Origin of the sequence: Actinacidiphila bryophytorum (assembly GCF_016916835.1) — a bacterium.
Taxonomy (GTDB): Bacteria; Actinomycetota; Actinomycetes; order Streptomycetales; family Streptomycetaceae; genus Actinacidiphila; species Actinacidiphila bryophytorum.
In genome coordinates this window covers 44,669-62,354 of sequence record NZ_JAFFIX010000016.1, presented here as the reverse complement: position 1 = coordinate 62,354, position 17,686 = coordinate 44,669, and the positions used below count along the sequence as shown (strand labels likewise).

Sequence of the window (17,686 nt, the reverse complement as noted above, 5' to 3'; positions counted from 1 at the left end):
GCGCCGGAGGCGACGGCTGTCGGGGGGCGGGAGTATCGAGGGGTCGAGGTGGATGCCGGGAACGGGGTGGTCGTGGAGGCGGATCCGCCTCAGGTCACCGTGGAGGGCGGGAGCGGGACCTTCGTGTTCACGCCCGACGGCGAGTCGTTCGTGGCCGGGGCCGGGCTCGTGGCGCTCGACCGGGCGGCACCCGGCACCCTGGACGGCTGCCGCCAGGCACAGGCGCAGGGGCGGGTCACGGCCGTCGCCCGGGCGCAGCTCGCAGCCGGCTCGCGCATGTGCGTCAGCGGCGCGGACGGCGCCACGACACTGGTGACGCTCCGTCAAGTGTCCGCGGCACATGCGGTGTTGGACCTCACGGTGTGGCCGGGGAGGCAACTTTGACGCAGATTTCGCCGACCCTGTGGCGCGAAAGCGCCCTGTCGCGTTAACTGATCGACCCCGGACCCCATGACTCGGAGGCGCCGGGGCCTGAGTACGTGTGAGGCAGGGGCACATGGTGGTGGGGGAGACGCATGTGGTCGGCGCGGACCGCAGCGGATCGGACGTACGTACGGTGAACGGTGGCGGCGCGGACTTACCCGCCGCGGTGGCCCGCCTGGAGCGGGACCTGGCGGCCTACCGTCCCGCCTTACCCGACCGCGCCGTCGCGGAGGTCGAACTCGCCGCGCTGGCCCGGCAGGCAGCCGGCGCCCCGGCGCCGGACCAGCTGCGGCACTCGCTGCTGCTGGTCGCGGCAGCGCTCGGCTCGGTGAGCGCGCTGACGGCCCCGCTGGCGGCATTGCGCGAGGCCGTGGAGGCGCACCTCACCCGCCAGTAGAGGCGGAGGCACTGCTCAGCGCCTGCGCCAACTCCCCGGCCACCCCGTGCAGTACGGGCACGATCTTCTCGGTGGCGGCCTCGGTGACCCGCCCCGCGGGCCCGGAGATGGAGATCGCCGCGGCCGTCGGAGACCCCGGTACGCTGACCGCCAGGCACCGCACCCCGGCCTCCTGCTCGCCGTCGTCGACGGCGTAACCGGCGAGCCGGATGCGTTCCAGCTCGGCGAGGAAGGCGTCCGGCTCGGTGATGGTGCGCTCGGTGGCCGCGGGCATCCCGGTGCGGGCCAGCAGCGCCCGCACCTGCGCGGGCGGCACCTGAGCGAGCAGCGCCTTGCCGACCCCGGTGGAGTGCGGTAGCACGCGCCGCCCGACCTCGGTGAACATCCGCATGGAGTGCCGCGAGGGCACCTGCGCGACGTACACGACCTCGTCCCCGTCGAGCAGCGCCATGTTGGCGGTCTCGCCGGTCGCCTCGACCAGTTCGGCGAGGTAGGGCCGCGCCCAGGTGCCGAGCAGCCGGGAGGCGGTCTCGCCGAGCCGGATGAGCCGCGGCCCGAGCGCATAGCGACGGTTGGCCTGCTGGCGTACGTATCCGCTGGCCAGCAGGGTCCGCATAAGCCGGTGGATGGTGGGCAGCGGCAGGCCGCTGCTCGCGGACAGCTCGCTCAGCCCCACCTCGCCGCCCGCGTCGGCCATCCGCTCCAGCAGGTCGAAGGCCCGTTCGAGGGACTGGACGCCCCCGGCGCGGTCAGCAGACACGTGCGATCCCCTCTGGTCCATTCCTCGCGGAAGGTGACTTTCGCTGTGCGGAATCGTACCGCTCTTGACGCCCGGGCGAAGGGTATCCACCATGTCCGTCAACAGAACGTTGAATTTCTGCCCCCGACCGGAGGTCACCCCGTGCAGGAACTGGTGCTGCGCTCCACCCGCGTCGTGACCCCGGAGGGCGAGCGCCCGGCCGCCGTCGAGGTGCGGGGCGGCACCATCACCGCGGTCCGCGCGCACGACGCGCCGCCGCCCCGCGGCGCCGAGGTCGTGGACCTCGGCGACGACGTCCTGCTGCCGGGCCTGGTGGACAGCCACGTGCACATCAACGACCCGGGCCGCACCGAGTGGGAGGGCTTCGCGACGGCCACCGCGGCCGCCGCGGCAGGCGGTGTGACGACGGTGGTGGACATGCCGCTGAACAGCATCCCGCCCACCACGACCACCGCCCACCTGGACGTCAAACGCGCCACGGCCCGCGGCAAGGTGCACACCGACGTCGGCTTCTGGGGCGGCGCGGTGCCGGGCAACCTCCCCGACCTGCGCCCGCTGCACGAGGCGGGCGTCTTCGGCTTCAAGTGCTTCCTGCTGCCGTCCGGCGTGGACGAGTTCCCGCAGCTGACCCCGCCGGAGGTCGAGGCGGCGCTGGCCGAACTCACCGGCTTCGGCGGCCTGCTGATCGTGCACGCCGAGGACCCCGGCACGATCGGCGGCGCCCCGCAGCGCCCGGGCCGCCGCTACGCCGACTTCCTCGCCTCCCGGCCGCCGGCCGCGGAAGACCGGGCCGTGGAGGGCCTGGTCGCCTTCGCGGCCAAGCTGGACGCGCGCATCCACGTCCTGCACCTGTCGTCCGCCTCCGCCCTGCCGCTGATCGCCGCCGCCAAGCGCGACGGCGTGCGCGTGACGGTGGAGACCTGCCCGCACTTCCTGACCCTGACCGCGGAGGAAGTCCCGGACGGGGCCACGGAGTTCAAGTGCTGCCCGCCGATCAGGGAGGCCGCCAACCAGGACGCGCTGTGGCAGGCGCTCGCCGACGGCACGATCGACTGCGTCGTCTCCGACCACTCGCCCTCCACGATCGGCCTCAAGGCGAAGGACACCGGGGACTTCGCCGCCGCCTGGGGCGGCATCTCCTCACTCCAACTGGGCCTGTCCGCGGTGTGGACCGAGGCCCGCCGCCGCGGCCACACCCTGGCCGACGTGGCCCGCTGGATGTCGGCGGGACCCGCGGCGCTGGCGGGCCTGCCCGCCAAGGGCGCCGTCGCCGCCGGGCGCGACGCCGACTTCGCGGTGGTCGACCCGGACGCGGTCTTCACCGTCGACCCGGCCCGGCTGCGGCACCGCAACCCGATCACCGCCTACGCGGGCCGCACCCTGCACGGCGTGGTCCGCAGCAGCTGGCTGCGCGGCGAGCGGATCGCCGTGGACGGTGCGGTCACCGGGCCGCCGCGCGGCCGGCTGCTCAGCGCCCGCCACCCGTAGGCCGGCCCGACTGCCGCACCCACGTACGAGGGGTGACGCACCGGCGGACCGGTGGCGTCACCCCTCGTACGCCCGTGCGGGCGGAGCCGTCAGGCCGCGCGGCGCGCCTTGCGGCGGTGGGCCGCGATGATCTCGGCGTACCGCCGACCGCTGCCCTTGATGGTGCGCTTCTGCGTGGTGTAGTCGACGTGGACGAGGCCGAAGCGCTTGTCGTAGCCGTACGCCCACTCGAAGTTGTCCAGCAGCGACCAGGCGTAGTACCCGGCCAGCGGGACCCCGCGGCGGACCGCGCGGGCGCAGGCCGCCAGGTGCTCGTCCAGGTAGGCGGTCCGCTCGGGATCGTCGATCTGGCCGTCGGCGCCCACGGTGTCGCGGTAGGCGGAGCCGTTCTCGGTGACGAAGATCTTGCTCGCGCCGTACTCCTCGGACAGCCGGACCAGCAGCTGCTCCAGGCCGTCCGCGTTGACCTCCCAGTCCATCGCCGTCCGCCGGACGCCCGGCAGGTAGACCGACTTGGCGTGCGGGGCAGGCCCGGTCGGGTCGTCGGTGATGACGTTGCGGAAGTAGTAGTTCAGGCCCAGCCAGTCCAGCGGGGCGGCGATCGACTCCAGGTCGCCGTCCTTGACCGGCAGGTCCACACCGTAGAGGTCGACCATGTCCTGCGGGTAGCCGCGGCCGTGGATCGGGTCGAGCCACCAGCGGTTGGTGTGGCCGTCGGCCCGGCGTGCGGCCGCGACGTCGGCGTCGCGGTCGGTGGCCGGCTCGCACGGGCTGAGGTTGTTGACGATGCCGATCCGCAGGTCGGAGTGCGCGGCCCGCAGCGCCTGCACGGCCAGGCCGTGTCCGACGTGCAGGTGGTACGACGCACGGACCGCCGCGGTCAGGTCGGTCCAGCCGGGGGCCATGGTGCCCTCCAGGTGGCCGATCCAGGCCGAGCACAGCGGCTCGTTGAGCGTCGCCCAATCCTTGACGCGGTCGCCGAGCGCCTGCGCCACCACGGCCGCGTACTCGCCGAAACGTTCCGCCGTCTCGCGCTCGGGCCAGCCGCCCCGGTCCTGCTGGGCCTGCGGGAGGTCCCAGTGGTAGAGGGTGGCGTTGGGCGTGATGCCCGCTTCCAGCAGCGAGTCCACCAGCCGGTCGTAGAAGGCGAGACCGGCCGCGTTGACCGCCCCGCCGCCCTGCGGCACGACTCGCGGCCAGGCGATGGAGAAGCGGTACGAGTCGAGGTCGAGGGTCTTCATCAGGCCCAGGTCCTCGGCGGTGCGGTGGTAGTGGTCGCAGGCGACGTCGCCGGTGTCGTCGCCGTCGATCTTGCCGGGGGTATGGGAGAAGGTGTCCCAGATGGACGGGGCCCGGCCGTCCTCGTCCACCGCGCCCTCGATCTGGTACGCGGCGGTGGCCGCTCCCCAGACGAAATCGGCGGGAAGAGCGCTCAGGTCGTTCACAAGCTGCCTTTCGGGAGGGGTTACTTGACGGCGCCGGCGGTCAGCCCGGCGACGAGGTAACGCTGCAGGAGCAGGAATCCGGCGACCACGGGGATGCTGACGACGATGGATGCGGCCATGACCTGGTTCCAGTACACGTCGTTCTGGGTGGCGTACTCGCGCAGGCCGACCGCCAGTGTCCTGGTGGACTCGTTGGTCATGACCGACGCGAACAGCACCTCGCCCCAGGCCGTCATGAACGCGTAGACGCTCACGGCGACGATGCCGGGAACCGCGGCAGGGACGACGACGCGGAAGAGCGCGCCCAGGGCGCCGCAGCCGTCCACCTTCGCGGCTTCGTCCAGATCCCGCGGGATCGAGTCGAAGTAGCCCGCGAGCATCCAGATGGAGAAGGGCAGCGAGAAGGTGAGGTAGGTGATGATCAGGCCGAGCCTGCTGCCGTTGAGCGTGATGCCCGTGCTGTTGCCGATGTTGACGAAGATCAGGTACAGCGGCAGCAGGAACAGGATGCCGGGGAACATCTGGGTGGACAGCACCGTCACGGTGAAGACCTTGCGGCCCATGAACCGGTAGCGGCTCACCCCGTACGCGGCGAAGATCGCCAGGACCACGGAGAAGACCGTGGCGCTGACGCAGACGATCACCGAGTTCACGAAGTAGTGCGCGAGCGGGATCGTCTTCCAGATGTCGATGTACGGCTTGAACGTCAGGCTGTGCGGGATCCACTTGAACGAGCCCTGCACGTCCTGGAGGCTCTTCAGGGACGAGCTGAGCATGACGTACACGGGGACCAGCACGAAGGCCAGCAGCAGCGTCAGGACGACCCGCCGGGTCCACAGGAAGGACTTCGGCTGCGCCATCGGCGACGGCTGGTCGGTGAACCTAGACATCGTTCTCGCTCCTTCCCCTGGACGTGACCAGCAGGTACACGGCCGTCACCACGAGCAGGAAGAGCAGCAGCAGGACCGACATCGCCGAGCCGGAGCCGAAGTTCCAGTTGATGAACGAGGACTGGTAGATGTGGATCGAGATCAGGTCCGCCTGGTGCGGCGGGTTCTGACCGAACATCACGAACGGCGTGTTGAAGTCGTTGAACGTCCACAGGAAGAGCACCAGGACGATCACCTGGTTCACCGGCCGCAGCGACGGCATGGTGATCTTCCTGATCTGCTGCCAGACACCCGCGCCGTCCATGGCGGCGGCTTCGTACAGCTCGCGGGGGATGTTCTGCAGACCGGCCATCAGCGCCAGGAAGGCGAACGGCCAGGACTTCCAGACCGACACGACGACCATCGCCCAGAAGCTGTTGTCGCCGATCAGCCAGAAGGACTTGCTCGACGTCACATGCAACTGGTCGTGCAGGACGTGGTTCACCAGACCGGTGTCCTGCTGGAACATGAAGGTCCAGGTGATCAGTGCCGCGTACGCGGGGAGCGCGTAGGGCACCAGGAAGATGGTGCGGATCAGGCCTCGGCCGCGGAACTTGTCCTGCAGCAGGATCGCCGCGGCGGTGCCGAGCAGCCAGGACAGGGCCACCGACAGCAGGGTGTAGGACAGCGTCACCCAGAACGAGTGCAGCAGTGCCTGGCCGATCGGCTGGTGGATCTTGACCGCGGCCTTGTAGTTGTCGAAGCCCGCCCAGGGGGCGGTGTTCCAGTGGTGGATGTAGAACAGCGTCAGGTTCTTGAAGCTGATCAGGATGCCGAAGAACATCGGCACGATGTGGATCAGCAGTTCGGCGAGAATGGCGGGCAGCAGGAGGAGGTACGGCAGTCCGCCTTGGCGGAGCCGTTCGACGATACGCGGCCGGAGCCGGCCCCCGGCAGCGGACTTGCCGCTGCTGGGGCCGGCTTCGGGCGCACGCCTCGGGGGGGCGGTGGCAGTCATGGAGGAGAGCCGATCCTTACGACGCGGGCATCTGCTGCTGCGCCTTGGTCAGCGCGGCCTTGACGGAGTCGTCCGTCACGGGCTTGCCGGCGGCGGCGTCGGCGAACAGGCTCTTGACGGCGGGGCCGACCAGGTTCTCGAACTGGCTTTCGTTGGCCACCTGCGGCAGCGGCGCGGCCGACTTCTGCAGCACCTGGGCCAGCACCTTCAGGTCCGGGGTCTGGAAGGCCGGGTCGCTCTGCGCCTCGAGGACCGGCGGGATCGAGCCGTAGGTGCCGTTGAGCGACTTCTGCTCGGCGGTGCTCGTCATGAACTTCACGAACGCCTCGGCGGCGTCCTTGTGCTTGGTGTCCTTGAAGATGGCCATGTTGATGCCGGCGACCATGGAGGTCACACCGGCGTCACCGGTGGCGCCCGCGGTCTGCGTCGGAACCGGCACCACGCCGTACTGGTCGGGCTTCATGCCGTGCGAGGCGATCGAGGCCGAGGCGGTCTGCCACATCATCATCGCGGCCTTGCCGGTGGCGAAGTCGGTGATGGTCTGGTTCTGCACGTACTCGGCGTTGCCCTTCGCCGCGATCTTGTCGTTCGCGATGAAGTCGACGTACTGCTTGACCGCCGCGACCTGCTGCGGCCCGGTGAAGGTCGGCGCGCCCTTGTCGTCGAACCAGCTGGCGCCGCGCTGCTTGGCGAGCACGAAGATGTGGTGGATGTTCTCCGCACCGTTGGCGCCCTCGACGGCGATGCCGTAGTGGCCGTCCTTGGTGAGCTTCTTGCCGTCCGCGACCAACTCGTCCCACGTGGTGGGCGGGTTGGCGATCCCCGCGTCGGCGAACATCTTCTTGTTGTAGTACAGGCCGTACGCCATCGAGTACAGCGGCACGGCGGCCGGGTCCTGGCCCGCGGCACCCGCCGAGGCGATCGCGGCCGGGGCGAACCGGTCCTTGCCGCCGATGGTCTGGAAGGCGGCGTCGTCCCACGGCATGAGGGCGCCGGTGGCCTGCAGCGAGGCGGACCAGGTGTTGCCGATGTTGAGCACGTCGGGACCCTGGCCGGAGGTGGCCGCCGCCAAGATGCGGTTGAGCAGGTCCGCCCAGCCGATGACCTCCAGCTTGACCTTGATGCCCGTCTGCGCCGTGAACTTGTCCAGCTCGGTGGTCAGGGTCTTCTTGTCGGCGTCGAGGCTGGTGCCCTGGTTGCTGGCCCAGTACGTGATCGTCTGGCCCTTGAGGCTGTTGGCGTCGGCGGTCTTGCCGCCGGAGGAGCTGCCGCTGCTGTCGTCGTCGGAGCCGCCGCCGCACGCGGCGAGGGTCAGACCCAGCGCGGCCACGAGGGCGGTGGCCGCAACGAGTCTGCTGGAGGTGCTGGAAGAGCGCATGACGGGTTCCCTCTCAGGTGGGATCGCTTCAGGAAGTGAACAGCGCCTGTGTCTTAATTCAGGGCGTGATTTAACTTGTGAGAAAAGGTGGCGTCAAGACCTTGTGCAGCGATAGATTCACGCCGGACCCCCCGGGAGGGAGACAAGATGGCTGAGCGAGGCAAGCGCACCGTACGTGACCTGCGGCGCGGCAACCGTGCATCGCTTCTGCGTCATTTGTATTTCGAAGGTCCCCTGAGCCGGCAGGAGCTGGGCCGGGACACGGGTCTGAGCGCGGGGTCGATCAGTAACGTCGTTGGAGAGTTGATCGCGGACGGCATGGTCGAGGAGGCCGGCGCCGTCGAGTCCGACGGCGGGCGCCCCAGGATCCTGCTCCAGGTGGCCCCGGGGTACGGCTACGTGGTCGGCGTGGACGTCGGCGAGACCCGGGTGCGGGTCGAGCTGTTCGACCTCGCACTGACCGAACTCGCCGCCGCCGACCTGCCGTTGTCCGACAGCGGCCACGACGTCGACCACGTCGTACGCCTCGTGCTCGACGGCATCGAGACGGTCGTCCGCGAGGCCGGCATCGACGACCGGGAGGTGCTCGGCGTCGGCATCGGAGTGCCCGGCATCGTCGCCCACGACGACGCGCCCGGCGACCTGCCCGGCGACGGCGTCGTCGTGCACGGCCAGACCATCGGCTGGGACGCGGTCCCGATGGGCCGGCTGCTGCGGGCCGGGACCGCGCTGCCGCTCTTCATCGACAACGGCGCCAAGACCCTCGGCCAGGCCGAGATGTGGTTCGGCGCCGGACGCGGCTCGGACAACGTGGTGATCGCGCTCATCGGCTCAGGCGTCGGCGCCTGCGTCGTCACCAACGGCAAGCCCTACCACGGGGCGAGCAGCAGCGCGGGGGAGTGGGGCCACACCACCCTGCGGGTCGGCGGACGCACCTGCCGCTGCGGCTCCCGCGGCTGCCTAGAGGCCTACGTCGGAGCCGAGGCGCTGCTCGGCCGCTGGCCCGGCGCACCCAAGGGGGTCAGCGAGGAGACCGCGCTCGCCGAACTGCTGGCCGCCGCCGACCGGGACCCGGAGGCCGACGCGCTGCTCGCCGAGGCCGCCGAGTACCTGGGCGCGGGCATCGCCGACCTGATCAACCTCTTCAACCCGCACCGCATCGTGATCGGCGGCTGGGCCGGGCTGATGCTCGGCCCGCGCATCCTGCCCACCGTCCGCGAGGTCGCCGCCGCCTACGCCCTGCACCACCCCTGCGCGCAGACCTCCATCGAGCTGGGCCGGCTCGGCACCGACGCGGTCACCGTGGGCGCGGCCACCCTGCCGCTGGCCCGCTTCCTCGACACCGGCGGTGAGCGCCCGGTCGGCCTGCCCGCCCAGGCCGACGGGGAGCGGCAGGGCGAGCCCGGGCCCTTGCGGAACCGAATCGCCCGGGCGGTACGTTGACGGGACGGCGCGAAGCGCGCCGGTATCGCCCCATTCGGCCCCGGACGTCCCAAGGAGTACCGCTGTGACCCTGCAGCAGCAGATCGTCGGCAATGCCATGCAGATGGCCGTCTGCACTCTCAACCCCGGCCAGACGGTCTACTGCGAGGCCGGGAAGTTCCTGTTCAAGACCGCCAACGTGTCCATGGAGACCCGCCTCGGCGGCCCCGGCACCCGCAATGCCGGCGGCGGTGCCCCCGGCGTCGGCCAGCAGGGCGGCGGCATGGGCGGCCTGCTGCGGCAGGCCATGGGCACCGCGATGCAGGTGGGCCAGCGGGCGCTGGCCGGCGAGTCGCTGGCCTTCCAGTACTTCACCGCCTCCGGCGGCGAGGGCACCGTCGGCTTCGCCGGGGTGCTGCCCGGCGAGATGCGCGCCCTGGAGCTGACCGGGTCGCGCGCCTGGTTCGCCGAGAAGGACGCCTTCGTGGCCGCCGAGGAGACCGTGCAGTTCGGCATCGCCTTCGCGGGCGGGCGGCAGGGCATGAGCGGCGGCGAGGGCTTCATCCTGGAGAAGTTCACCGGCCACGGCACCGTGATCATCGCAGGCGCGGGCAACTTCATCGACCTCAACCCCGCCGACTTCGGCGGCCGCATCGAGGTCGACACCGGCTGCATCGTCGCCTTCGAAGAGGGCATCCAGTACGGCGTCCAGCGCATCGGCGGCCTGAACCGGCAGGGCATCATGAACGCGGTCTTCGGCGGCGAGGGCCTCTCGCTGGCCACCCTGGAGGGCAACGGGCAGGTCATCCTGCAGTCGATGACCATCGAAGGCCTGGCCAACGCGCTGAAGAAGGCGCAGGGCGGCGACAAGCAGGGACCCACCGGTGGCCTGTTCTCGACCCACGCCGGGTGAGTCGGGCGGGCACCCCTTCCCTCTCATGCTCCTCTCATGTCACGGTGCGGTGACAGCTGCCCGATCGACCGGCGGGCAGCCCCCGCACGGCGGGTAGCGTGCTGATCGCGGTCCCGACCGCCGCACAACCGGGCAGCACCATCCGGCAGCACCGTCAGGAAGGACCGCTCCTCCGTGTACCGCTGGGAGACCACCAGGGCCGCACTCGCACAGCGGGTCTTCGCCACGATCCGCAGCCGCACCTACGACCAGGCGGCGGCCACCGCCGACACGCTGCTGTCCGCCGGGCTCACCACCCTGGAGATCTCGCTCACCACGCCCTTCGCGCTCGAAGCGGTCACCACGCTGGTCCGCGAGGTCGGCGACGACGCGGTCATCGGCGCCGGCACGGTCGTGGACGCGGTGTCCGCGCGGATGGCGATCGACGCGGGCGCCCGCTTCCTGCTGGCGCCCAACCTGGACGAGGCGGTGTTGCGCACCGGCCACCGCTACGGGGTGCCGGTCTTCCCCGGGGTGGCCACCCCGACCGAGGCGGTGCGCGCGATGGAGCTGGGCGCGGACGCGCTGACGCTCTACCCTGCCTCGTCGCTGACCCCGCGCTGGGTCGCGGACCTCCGGATGATCCTGCCGCAGGCGGCGATCATCCCCGTCGGCGGCGTCACGGTCGCCGAGGCCCCCGAGTGGGTCGCCTCCGGCGCGGTCGCCGTCGGCATGGGCTCCGCCCTCACCGACGGCGACCGCCCCACGGTGACCAAACGCCTGACCGACCTCCTCGACCGCCTCACCGACCCGACGTAGCGCCATCGGGGGCGCGAAAAGGAGAGAGGGCACACCAGGGGCGCGTGGGGGTACCGCCCAGGCGAAGCTCTGGGGGAGAACTGCGCGACAGCCCCACCGGCCCGCAGGTGAGTAGGCGACAGCGGCCTCGTAAAATGACGCGGCCGGGGGCGTCCCCGATGTCAGCCTGGAGGCAGTCGTGATCGTGGCCGTACCCGGTTCGAAGTCCGTGACGGCACGGGCACTGTTCCTGGCAGCGGCGGCCGAAGGCGAGAGCGTACTGCGCAGGCCGCTGCTCTCCGACGACACCGACGGCTTCGCGCAGGCGCTGGCCGACCTCGGCTACGGGGTGCACCGGGCGGCGGACGAGTGGCGCATCACCGGCCGCCCGCAGGGACCGTCCGAGCCCGCCGCCGAGGTGGACTGCCGGGACGCCGGCACCGCCGCCCGCTTCCTGCCCGCGCTGGCCTCCGCGGCAGCGGCCGGCACCTACCGCTTCGACGCCTCGCCGCAGATGCGCCGCCGCCCCGTCGCCCCGCTCACCGACGCGCTCCGCGCGCTGGGCGTGGACCTCACCCACGACGGAGCCGAGGGCCACCTGCCGCTGACCGTGCGGGCGGCCGGGATGAAGGGCGGCGACGTCGTGCTCGACGCGAGCCTGTCGTCGCAGTTCCTGACCGCGCTCCTGATGACGGGTCCGCTGACGGCGGGGGGCCTGCGGATCAAGGTCACCGGCATCGTGTCGGTGCCGTACGTCGAGATCACCCTCGCGATGATGCGCAGCTTCGGCGTCGATGTCACCCGTGAGGGCGACACCTTCGTCGTGCCGCCCGGCGGCTACCGGGCCGCCGACTACGCGATCGAGCCGGACGCGTCCGCCGCCAGCTACGTCTTCGCCGCCGCGGCCCTCGCGGGGAGGACCGCGACCGTGCCGGGCCTGGGCAAGGGCGCCTTGCAGGGCGACCTGCAGTTCGTCGAGGTGCTGCGCGCGATGGGCGCGGACGTGGAGGTCGGCGCAAACGCCACGACCGTGACCGGCACCGGGCGGCTGTCCGGCGTCACGGTCAACATGCGCGACATCTCCGACACGATGCCGACACTGGCGGCGATCGCCCCCTTCGCGGACGGCCCGGTCCGCATCGAGGACGTCTACAACACCCGCGTCAAGGAGTGCGACCGGCTCGACGCGTGCGCGACGAACCTGCGGGCGCAGGGCATCGCCGTCGAGACCGGCACCGACTGGATCGAGATCCACCCCGGCACCCCGGCCCCGGTCCAGATCGCCTGCCACGGCGACCACCGCATGGCCATGAGCTTCGCGGTGGCGGGCCTGCGCACCCCGGGGACGACCTTCGACGACCCGTCGTGCGTGAAGAAGACCTTCCCGGGCTTCCACGAGTTCTTCGCGGACCTGCGGTCCTCCTGGGGCGTGTGACCCAGCGCTTGCTGCGTCTATCGAACGACCCCGAGGACGGTTCGCTCCCGCTCACCCCGCTGCGCGTGATCACGATCCTGGGTGTCGGGGCGGCCCAGGTCGGCCCTGGTCTGCGTATGGCGACTGGTCACGATGGTGCGCGGCGGCACCGTGTTCTCGCACGCCGCCTTCCGGTACGTCGACGGCATCATCGGCGCGATCGTCGCAGCCGCCCTCGTGTGGTTCGCGGTCACCGCCGTGAACGCCCCCGGCCAGCGGGACGACCCCGGCGTCACCCTCATCATGGGCGGGATCGGCGTCGCCATCCTCGGGGTCGCCCTCATCGTGCTCGTCCTGCGGACCCTGCTCGCCCAGGCGACCCGGATGCGGGACGAGCTGGACGAGGTGATCTGATGCCGATCGTCGTCGACATCGACGTGATGCTCGCCCGGCGGAAGCTGTCCGTCGGCGAACTCGCCGACCGCGTCGGCATCACCCCCGCGAACCTGGCGGTGCTCAAGAACGGCCGGGCCAAGGCGGTGCGCTTCGCGACACTCGCCGCCCTCTGCGAGGTCCTCGACTGCCAGCCCGGCGACCTCCTCCGCTGGGAGACCCCCATCCCCGCCCAGCCCCCGCCCACCTGACCAGAGGGTCCCAGTGCCCGTGAGGGCGCCCCACGGGCGCGGGGCTGCATCCGATCTGCGCCTGCCGCCGCGTGGGCGCGACCAGCCCCCACCGGTCGGTGGTCCGTCTCCGAGAGCAACAGCCCCTTGGGTCGGTGGCGGCCCGCGCCCCGGTGGTGGGCTGGTCGCGCCGTTTCCCGCGCCCCTGAAAAACGCTCACCCTGTGCGGCAGAGGGCAAACCACCGGGGCGCGGGGATTGCGCGACCAGGCACCCGGCAGGGGTGGGGGGCCGCGGCCCAAGGATCAGCGCGGGGGGTACCAGAGGCGTACCCTCTTGACGTCGCCGCTGGCGAGCATCGTGCCGTCGGGGCTGTGGACCACCGAGTAGGCCTGGCCGTACGTGCCGGTCCAGGTGACGCGGGGGGACGCGGTGGCCAGGTCCCACAGCGTCACCGTCCGCTTCGTACTGCCCGTGGCGATCGTCAGGTTGTCCGGTCCGAAGGACAACGAGCGGATCCGGCCGCCGACACCGTTCCACGCCGGGACGGGCGCGCCCGTCGCGACCTCCCACAGCCGTACTCCGGAGTTGCCGGCCGCGGCCAGCAGCCTGCCGTCCGGGCTGAAACGCACCGCGTGGACGCGGCCGTCCACGCCCGGCCAGTTGGCGAAGTTCTCCCCCGAGGCGACGTGCCACAGGCGTACGACCTTGTCGTTGCCGCCGGTGGCGAGGACCGTGCCGTCGGGGCTGAAGGCGACGGACCGGACCCAGCCGGTGTGGCCGGTGAAGACCGCGGTGCTGCCGCCGGAGGCGACGTCCCACAGCCGGATGACCTTGTCTCCGCCCGCGCTGGCGAGCAGCGTGCCGTCCGGGCTGAAGGCGAGCGCGCGGATCCAGCCGGTGTGGCCGGTCAGCTGGGCGGCGAAGGGCCGCCCTGTGGTGAGGTCCCACAGCAGGATCTGCTTGTCGTCGCCGCCGCTGGCGAGCACCGTGCCGTCCGGTCCGAAAGCGAGCGCCCGGATCCAGTCGGTGTGCCCGGCGAGCGGGGTGCTGGCCGTGCGCCGGCCGTCGAGGTTCCACAGCCGGACGGTCCGGTCGTCGCCCGCGCTGGCCACCGTGGAGCTGTCCGGGCTGAAGGCGACCGCCCTGACCTCGCTGGTGTGCCCTTCGAGGGCGACGTCCTCCTCCCGCCAGTCGGACCGGCTGCGGTCGCGTACGAGGGCCGGCGCCTTGACCAGTGCGACCGCGGGACCGGTGTCGTGAGGCGGGTCGACCAGCGCGAGCGCCTGCGCGGGGGTCGGCCGCAGCGCCGGGTCCCGTTGCAGGAGCTGGGCCAGCAGCGGGGCGAGCCGTCCGGCCCTTACCGGCGGCGCGGCCTCGTCGTAGAGCACGGAGGTCGGCACGTCGGGGCTGAACGGCAGTTCGCCCTCCAGCGCCCGGTAGAGCGTCACGCCCAGCGAGAAGAGGTCGCCGGCGCCGCCCGCCTCCGCCTCGCGGATCCGCTCGGGCGCGACGAAGCCGGGCTCGCCCAGCGACTCGGGCGTGCCGCCCTTCCCCGGTGCGCCGAAGTCGGTGAGCAGCACCTCGCCGCTGCCGGCGAGGACGACGGCCGCCGGTGTGATGTTGCGATGGACGACGTCCATCGCATAGGCCGCGGCCAGAACCTTGAGCACCGCCCGCGCCACGTCCGCCGCCCGGTCCACGGACAGCGGACCGTTGGCGTCCAGGTGCTCGCGCAGGGAGCGCCCCTCGACCAGCTGCATCACCGTCCACGGCGCCTCGTCGTCGAGGACGACGTCGTAGACGGCGACGACATGCGGGTGGTCGCGCAGCCGCGCGGCACCGCGGGCCTGCTGGGCGGTGCGGGCCGCCACCTCGGCGCTGTCGGCGTCCGCGGACGGCGCGGCCGGCCGGCCGCGCTTGACCGCGACGTCCACCCGCAGATGCTCGTCGTGCGCCCGCCACAGCTCGCCCGCCGCGTCGGCGCCGAGCCTGCCGACCAGCCGGTACCGGCCGCCGACCAGCCGGCCGGCCTCCACCTGCGCTGCCATGTCCGCGACGTCCCCCCAGCGAAGTTGCCCTGCCCGAGCAGCAGCCTACGTACCGCGACCGCCGAGCGGCCGGGCCTGGCGGCGGTTGTGACCGTCATGCGACACGCGCACACACGTCGCAGGTCTGCTGTTCACCCGGCAGCCACCTTCCCGTCGGCGGTGGCGACGGGAAGGTGGTCCTGCGCGACCGGGCGCCTGCCCGGCGACACGGCGATGTCAGTGTCCGGTCGTAGGGTCGGTGGAGACGAGGGACCCGTACCTGCCGGGAGGCGCCATGACCACACTGGAGAACCGACCGCACACCGCGCTGCTGGTGATCGACGTGCAGAAGGGCGTCGTGGGCGGGGCGCACGACCGGGACACCGTGGTGGCCAACATCGCCACCCTGGTCGACAGGGCGCGGGCCGAGGGCGCGCCCGTGGTGTGGGTGCAGCACAACAGCGACCAGCTGGTCAGCGGCACCGAGGGCTGGGCGTATGTGCAGGAGTTGGTGCGGACCGACGCCGAGGCGCTGGTGCAGAAGACGTATCCCGACTCCTTCGAGGCCACCGACCTCGAAGACGTGCTCGCCGCGGGCCGCATCGGCCGCCTGGTGGTCGCCGGGGCACAGACCGACGAGTGCGTGCGAGCCACGCTGCACGGCGCGCTCACCCGGGGCTACGACGTGACCCTGGTCGAGGACGCCCACACCACCGAGGACCTGACGTCCTTCGGCGCCCCGCCGCCGGACAAGGTCATCACCCACACCAACCTCTACTGGCGCTACCACACCGCCCCCGGGCGGACCGCGGGCACGGTGACCACGGCCGACGCCGAGTTCGGCCCCGCGGCCAAGCCGGAGGAGTAGGAAGAACAGGGGGCGTCGGGGGTCAGTGGGCCGCGGCGAGCACCTGGTCGACGCGCTTCATCATCTCGTCGTGCACGGACTTGGCCGCTCGGAAGTCGGCGGGGTGGGCCGCGATCCACCGCTGCTGGAAGCCGGCCTCCGCGGCCAGCCACACGTCGGTCAGATGCGTCTGCTGCTTGCAGGCCGCATCGGCCGATGCCATGGCCGACTCGGCGGGGGAGACGGCCGGCGCCCCGGCGTCGAAGCCGGGATTCCCCACGGGGTCGGTGAAGGTGTAGCCCTTGGCGGCAAGGCACTTCGACCAGGCCGTGCGGGCGGCGACGACCGCGGGGTCCTGCTGGGACTGCTCGAAGGAGGTCGCGGCCAGCGCCCGCACGGCCTCCGCGTCGTCGCCCGTCGCCCCCTGCACGGTGAAGGTGTCGTCGCCCGCGCTCAGGCAGCCGTTGGGCGGTATCGGCTGCCCGGAGGCGGTGCGCAGAGCGGGCTTGCCCTTCGGGTCGGTGCCGAAGCGGACTTCCTGCTCCGCGGGGCTCTCCTTGCCCAGGCCGTGGTCGTCGGCCTGGTCCTGCGGCACCGCGGTGCCGCTCGCAGCGGACACCAGGTGGTAGCCGTACCGGGCGGCGACGGCCACGTCGGTGACGCCGTAGCGGCGCTTGTTCTCGTAGAGGCCGAAGTCTTCCAGGTGGTTGCGGGCGGTGCGCGCGGCCACCGCCTTGTCGGCTGCGGCGTCGTAGCGGTAGCCGAAGCTGCGCATGCACCGGCCGGCGAGCACGCTGCGTGCGTGGTCCAGCCGGTCGCGCTCGGGGACGGTCAGCGCGTAGGCGTCCACCGGCAGGGCGATCTGGTCGTGCGTCGGCCCGCCGTGGAGCGTGGCGAAGGCCCCGGCCGCGGGTCTCACGGCAGCGGTGGTGGTGCCGGTGGTGCCGTGTCCCGAGCCGCAGCCGGCCACCGACGCCGCCACTGCCGCCGTCAGTGCAGTGGCGGCGACGGCGAGCCTGCCGCGCCGACGGGAGGGGGAACTGCCGTACATGGACATCCTTTGCCGCTGGAGGGTGGTGCGGCCGTCCCGGGCGGTGACGACGCTCACCGCGCCCGGGACGGCGCACCCGCGAGGTGTGTCTGCCCGGGTTACCGGTCAGACAACGAAGGAGTAGGCGGCCTTGTTGGTGTAGTAGAGCTTCCCGACCTGCCCGTGGGACTCGTGGTCGGAGTTGCCCGCGTAGCTGTAGCCGGCGTAGACGGTGCAGGAGTTGGGGGCGTAGGTGCTGCACGCGAGGGCCTGCGCCATGTGGTAGACGGCCGTGTTCTCACCGGTGCCCGACGAGCCGAAGTAGTAGCCGGTGAGGTCCTGGCTCGAACTGCTGGTGGACCAGATGGCGTACGTGCTCCCGACGCTCGGTCCGGCGAAGAAGCACGCCCTCTTCCCGGTCGCCTGGCAGCGCGCCGACGTGCCGTTCGCGCCGATGGCCGCCGTCAGGACCATCGGCCTGACGACGCTCGGCTTCGCCGACGAGGGGGCCGCCGCCTGGGCGGGCGCGTTGATCGCGACGGGGGCGATGACCGCGGCCGCACCGACCAGGACACTTGCCACACGACGATTCAGCATGGGGTTCTCCGTCCGTACAGATCCTATGAGGATCAAAGTGATCTCACTGCTTCATCGAATGCAGTGAATCGCCGGAAAATCTTCATCCTCCGACGTCAGGTGCCTTCTTGTCGAACGCAGGGGAAATGTTCGATCGACGGCAGGGAGATCATGACCACTGTCCGGATCAAAAGGGAACCGGCAGGAAGCGGTGACGCAGGTCACAGCCGGATCGCGTCACATGTGAGGCGTGAGACTTTTCCGGCAAGCGGAACGG

17 protein-coding genes and 1 pseudogene are annotated in these 17,686 nt (G+C 71.7%); 10 read left to right on the top strand and 8 right to left on the bottom strand.

Translation table 11 applies throughout. From position 1 onward, the window contains the following. Positions 1-48 precede the first annotated feature (48 nt). Together JT723_RS36225 and JT723_RS22340 are read left to right on the top strand one after the other, a co-directional pair. Positions 49-384, top strand: a complete 336-nt coding sequence (locus JT723_RS36225) for a hypothetical protein (RefSeq protein WP_205046618.1) — start codon at positions 49-51, stop codon at positions 382-384. Positions 385-496: 112 nt separating this feature from the next. Beyond that, on the top strand, positions 497-820 hold the full coding sequence (locus JT723_RS22340) for a DUF5955 family protein (RefSeq protein WP_240166019.1): 324 nt from the start codon (positions 497-499) through the stop codon (positions 818-820). Here JT723_RS22340 and JT723_RS22335 read toward each other — a convergent pair. Further along, a complete protein-coding gene (locus JT723_RS22335) occupies positions 807-1,580 on the bottom strand; it encodes an IclR family transcriptional regulator (protein ID WP_251513499.1) in 774 nt (257 codons plus the stop codon). The genes JT723_RS22340 and JT723_RS22335 overlap by 14 nt on opposite strands. A gap of 141 nt (positions 1,581-1,721) precedes the next feature. Here JT723_RS22335 and allB point away from each other — a divergent pair, with 141 nt between their 5' ends. After that, complete coding sequence (allB, locus tag JT723_RS22330; protein ID WP_205046524.1) at positions 1,722-3,068, top strand: allantoinase AllB; 1,347 nt, start codon at positions 1,722-1,724, stop codon at positions 3,066-3,068. Positions 3,069-3,157: 89 nt separating this feature from the next. Here the strand turns inward: allB and JT723_RS22325 are convergent, their stop codons facing one another. Genes JT723_RS22325 through JT723_RS22310 form a run of 4 tightly spaced genes read right to left on the bottom strand, consistent with a single transcriptional unit; the run spans position 3,158 to position 7,778 of the window. Further along, positions 3,158-4,513 (bottom strand): GH1 family beta-glucosidase, encoded by a 1,356-nt coding sequence (locus JT723_RS22325; protein ID WP_205046523.1) that lies wholly within the window; start codon positions 4,511-4,513, stop codon positions 3,158-3,160. A 20-nt stretch (positions 4,514-4,533) separates the two neighbouring features. Then, entirely contained in the window at positions 4,534-5,403 is an 870-nt protein-coding gene (locus JT723_RS22320) for a carbohydrate ABC transporter permease (protein WP_205046522.1), read from the bottom strand. After that, the gene (locus JT723_RS22315; RefSeq protein WP_205046521.1) at positions 5,396-6,400 is read right to left on the bottom strand and encodes a carbohydrate ABC transporter permease; all 1,005 of its coding nucleotides are present in this window, start codon (positions 6,398-6,400) and stop codon (positions 5,396-5,398) included. The genes JT723_RS22320 and JT723_RS22315 overlap by 8 nt, the downstream gene beginning before the upstream one ends. A 16-nt stretch (positions 6,401-6,416) precedes the next feature. After that, on the bottom strand, positions 6,417-7,778 hold the full coding sequence (locus JT723_RS22310) for an ABC transporter substrate-binding protein (RefSeq protein WP_205046520.1): 1,362 nt from the start codon (positions 7,776-7,778) through the stop codon (positions 6,417-6,419). A gap of 147 nt (positions 7,779-7,925) precedes the next feature. Here JT723_RS22310 and JT723_RS22305 point away from each other — a divergent pair, with 147 nt between their 5' ends. The 6 genes and pseudogenes from JT723_RS22305 (at position 7,926) to JT723_RS22280 (ending at position 12,948) form a co-directional block, all read left to right on the top strand. After that, positions 7,926-9,221: an ROK family transcriptional regulator gene (locus JT723_RS22305; protein WP_205046519.1), complete on the top strand. Its 1,296-nt coding sequence runs from the start codon at positions 7,926-7,928 to the stop codon at positions 9,219-9,221. A gap of 64 nt (positions 9,222-9,285) precedes the next feature. After that, positions 9,286-10,113, top strand: coding sequence for an AIM24 family protein (locus JT723_RS22300; RefSeq protein ID WP_205046518.1), 828 nt, complete (start codon positions 9,286-9,288; stop codon positions 10,111-10,113). A gap of 174 nt (positions 10,114-10,287) precedes the next feature. Then, entirely contained in the window at positions 10,288-10,911 is a 624-nt protein-coding gene (locus JT723_RS22295; protein ID WP_205046517.1) for a bifunctional 4-hydroxy-2-oxoglutarate aldolase/2-dehydro-3-deoxy-phosphogluconate aldolase, read from the top strand. A 184-nt stretch (positions 10,912-11,095) separates the two neighbouring features. Further along, positions 11,096-12,325, top strand: a complete 1,230-nt coding sequence (aroA, locus tag JT723_RS22290; RefSeq protein ID WP_372441367.1) for a 3-phosphoshikimate 1-carboxyvinyltransferase — start codon at positions 11,096-11,098, stop codon at positions 12,323-12,325. A 23-nt stretch (positions 12,326-12,348) separates the two neighbouring features. Next, positions 12,349-12,718 (top strand): annotated as a pseudogene (locus JT723_RS22285) (DUF2975 domain-containing protein); the annotation flags it as partial. Then, positions 12,718-12,948 carry a helix-turn-helix domain-containing protein gene (locus JT723_RS22280; RefSeq protein WP_205046516.1) on the top strand — a complete coding sequence of 77 codons (231 nt, stop codon included), beginning with the start codon at positions 12,718-12,720 and terminating at the stop codon, positions 12,946-12,948. The pseudogene JT723_RS22285 and the gene JT723_RS22280, both read left to right, overlap by 1 nt. A 283-nt stretch (positions 12,949-13,231) precedes the next feature. Here JT723_RS22280 and JT723_RS22275 read toward each other — a convergent pair whose 3' ends face one another. Next, entirely contained in the window at positions 13,232-14,977 is a 1,746-nt protein-coding gene (locus JT723_RS22275; protein WP_205046515.1) for a WD40 repeat domain-containing serine/threonine protein kinase, read from the bottom strand. 274 nt (positions 14,978-15,251) lie between these two features. Here JT723_RS22275 and JT723_RS22270 point away from each other — a divergent pair, with 274 nt between their 5' ends. Next, positions 15,252-15,824, top strand: a complete 573-nt coding sequence (locus JT723_RS22270; protein ID WP_205046514.1) for a cysteine hydrolase family protein — start codon at positions 15,252-15,254, stop codon at positions 15,822-15,824. Positions 15,825-15,846: 22 nt separating this feature from the next. Here the strand turns inward: JT723_RS22270 and JT723_RS22265 are convergent, their stop codons facing one another. Both JT723_RS22265 and JT723_RS22260 read right to left on the bottom strand, forming a co-directional pair. Then, positions 15,847-16,854 carry a hypothetical protein gene (locus JT723_RS22265; protein ID WP_205046513.1) on the bottom strand — a complete coding sequence of 336 codons (1,008 nt, stop codon included), beginning with the start codon at positions 16,852-16,854 and terminating at the stop codon, positions 15,847-15,849. Positions 16,855-16,959: 105 nt separating this feature from the next. Next, on the bottom strand, positions 16,960-17,430 hold the full coding sequence (locus tag JT723_RS22260) for a hypothetical protein (protein ID WP_205046512.1): 471 nt from the start codon (positions 17,428-17,430) through the stop codon (positions 16,960-16,962). Positions 17,431-17,686: the final 256 nt, after the last annotated feature.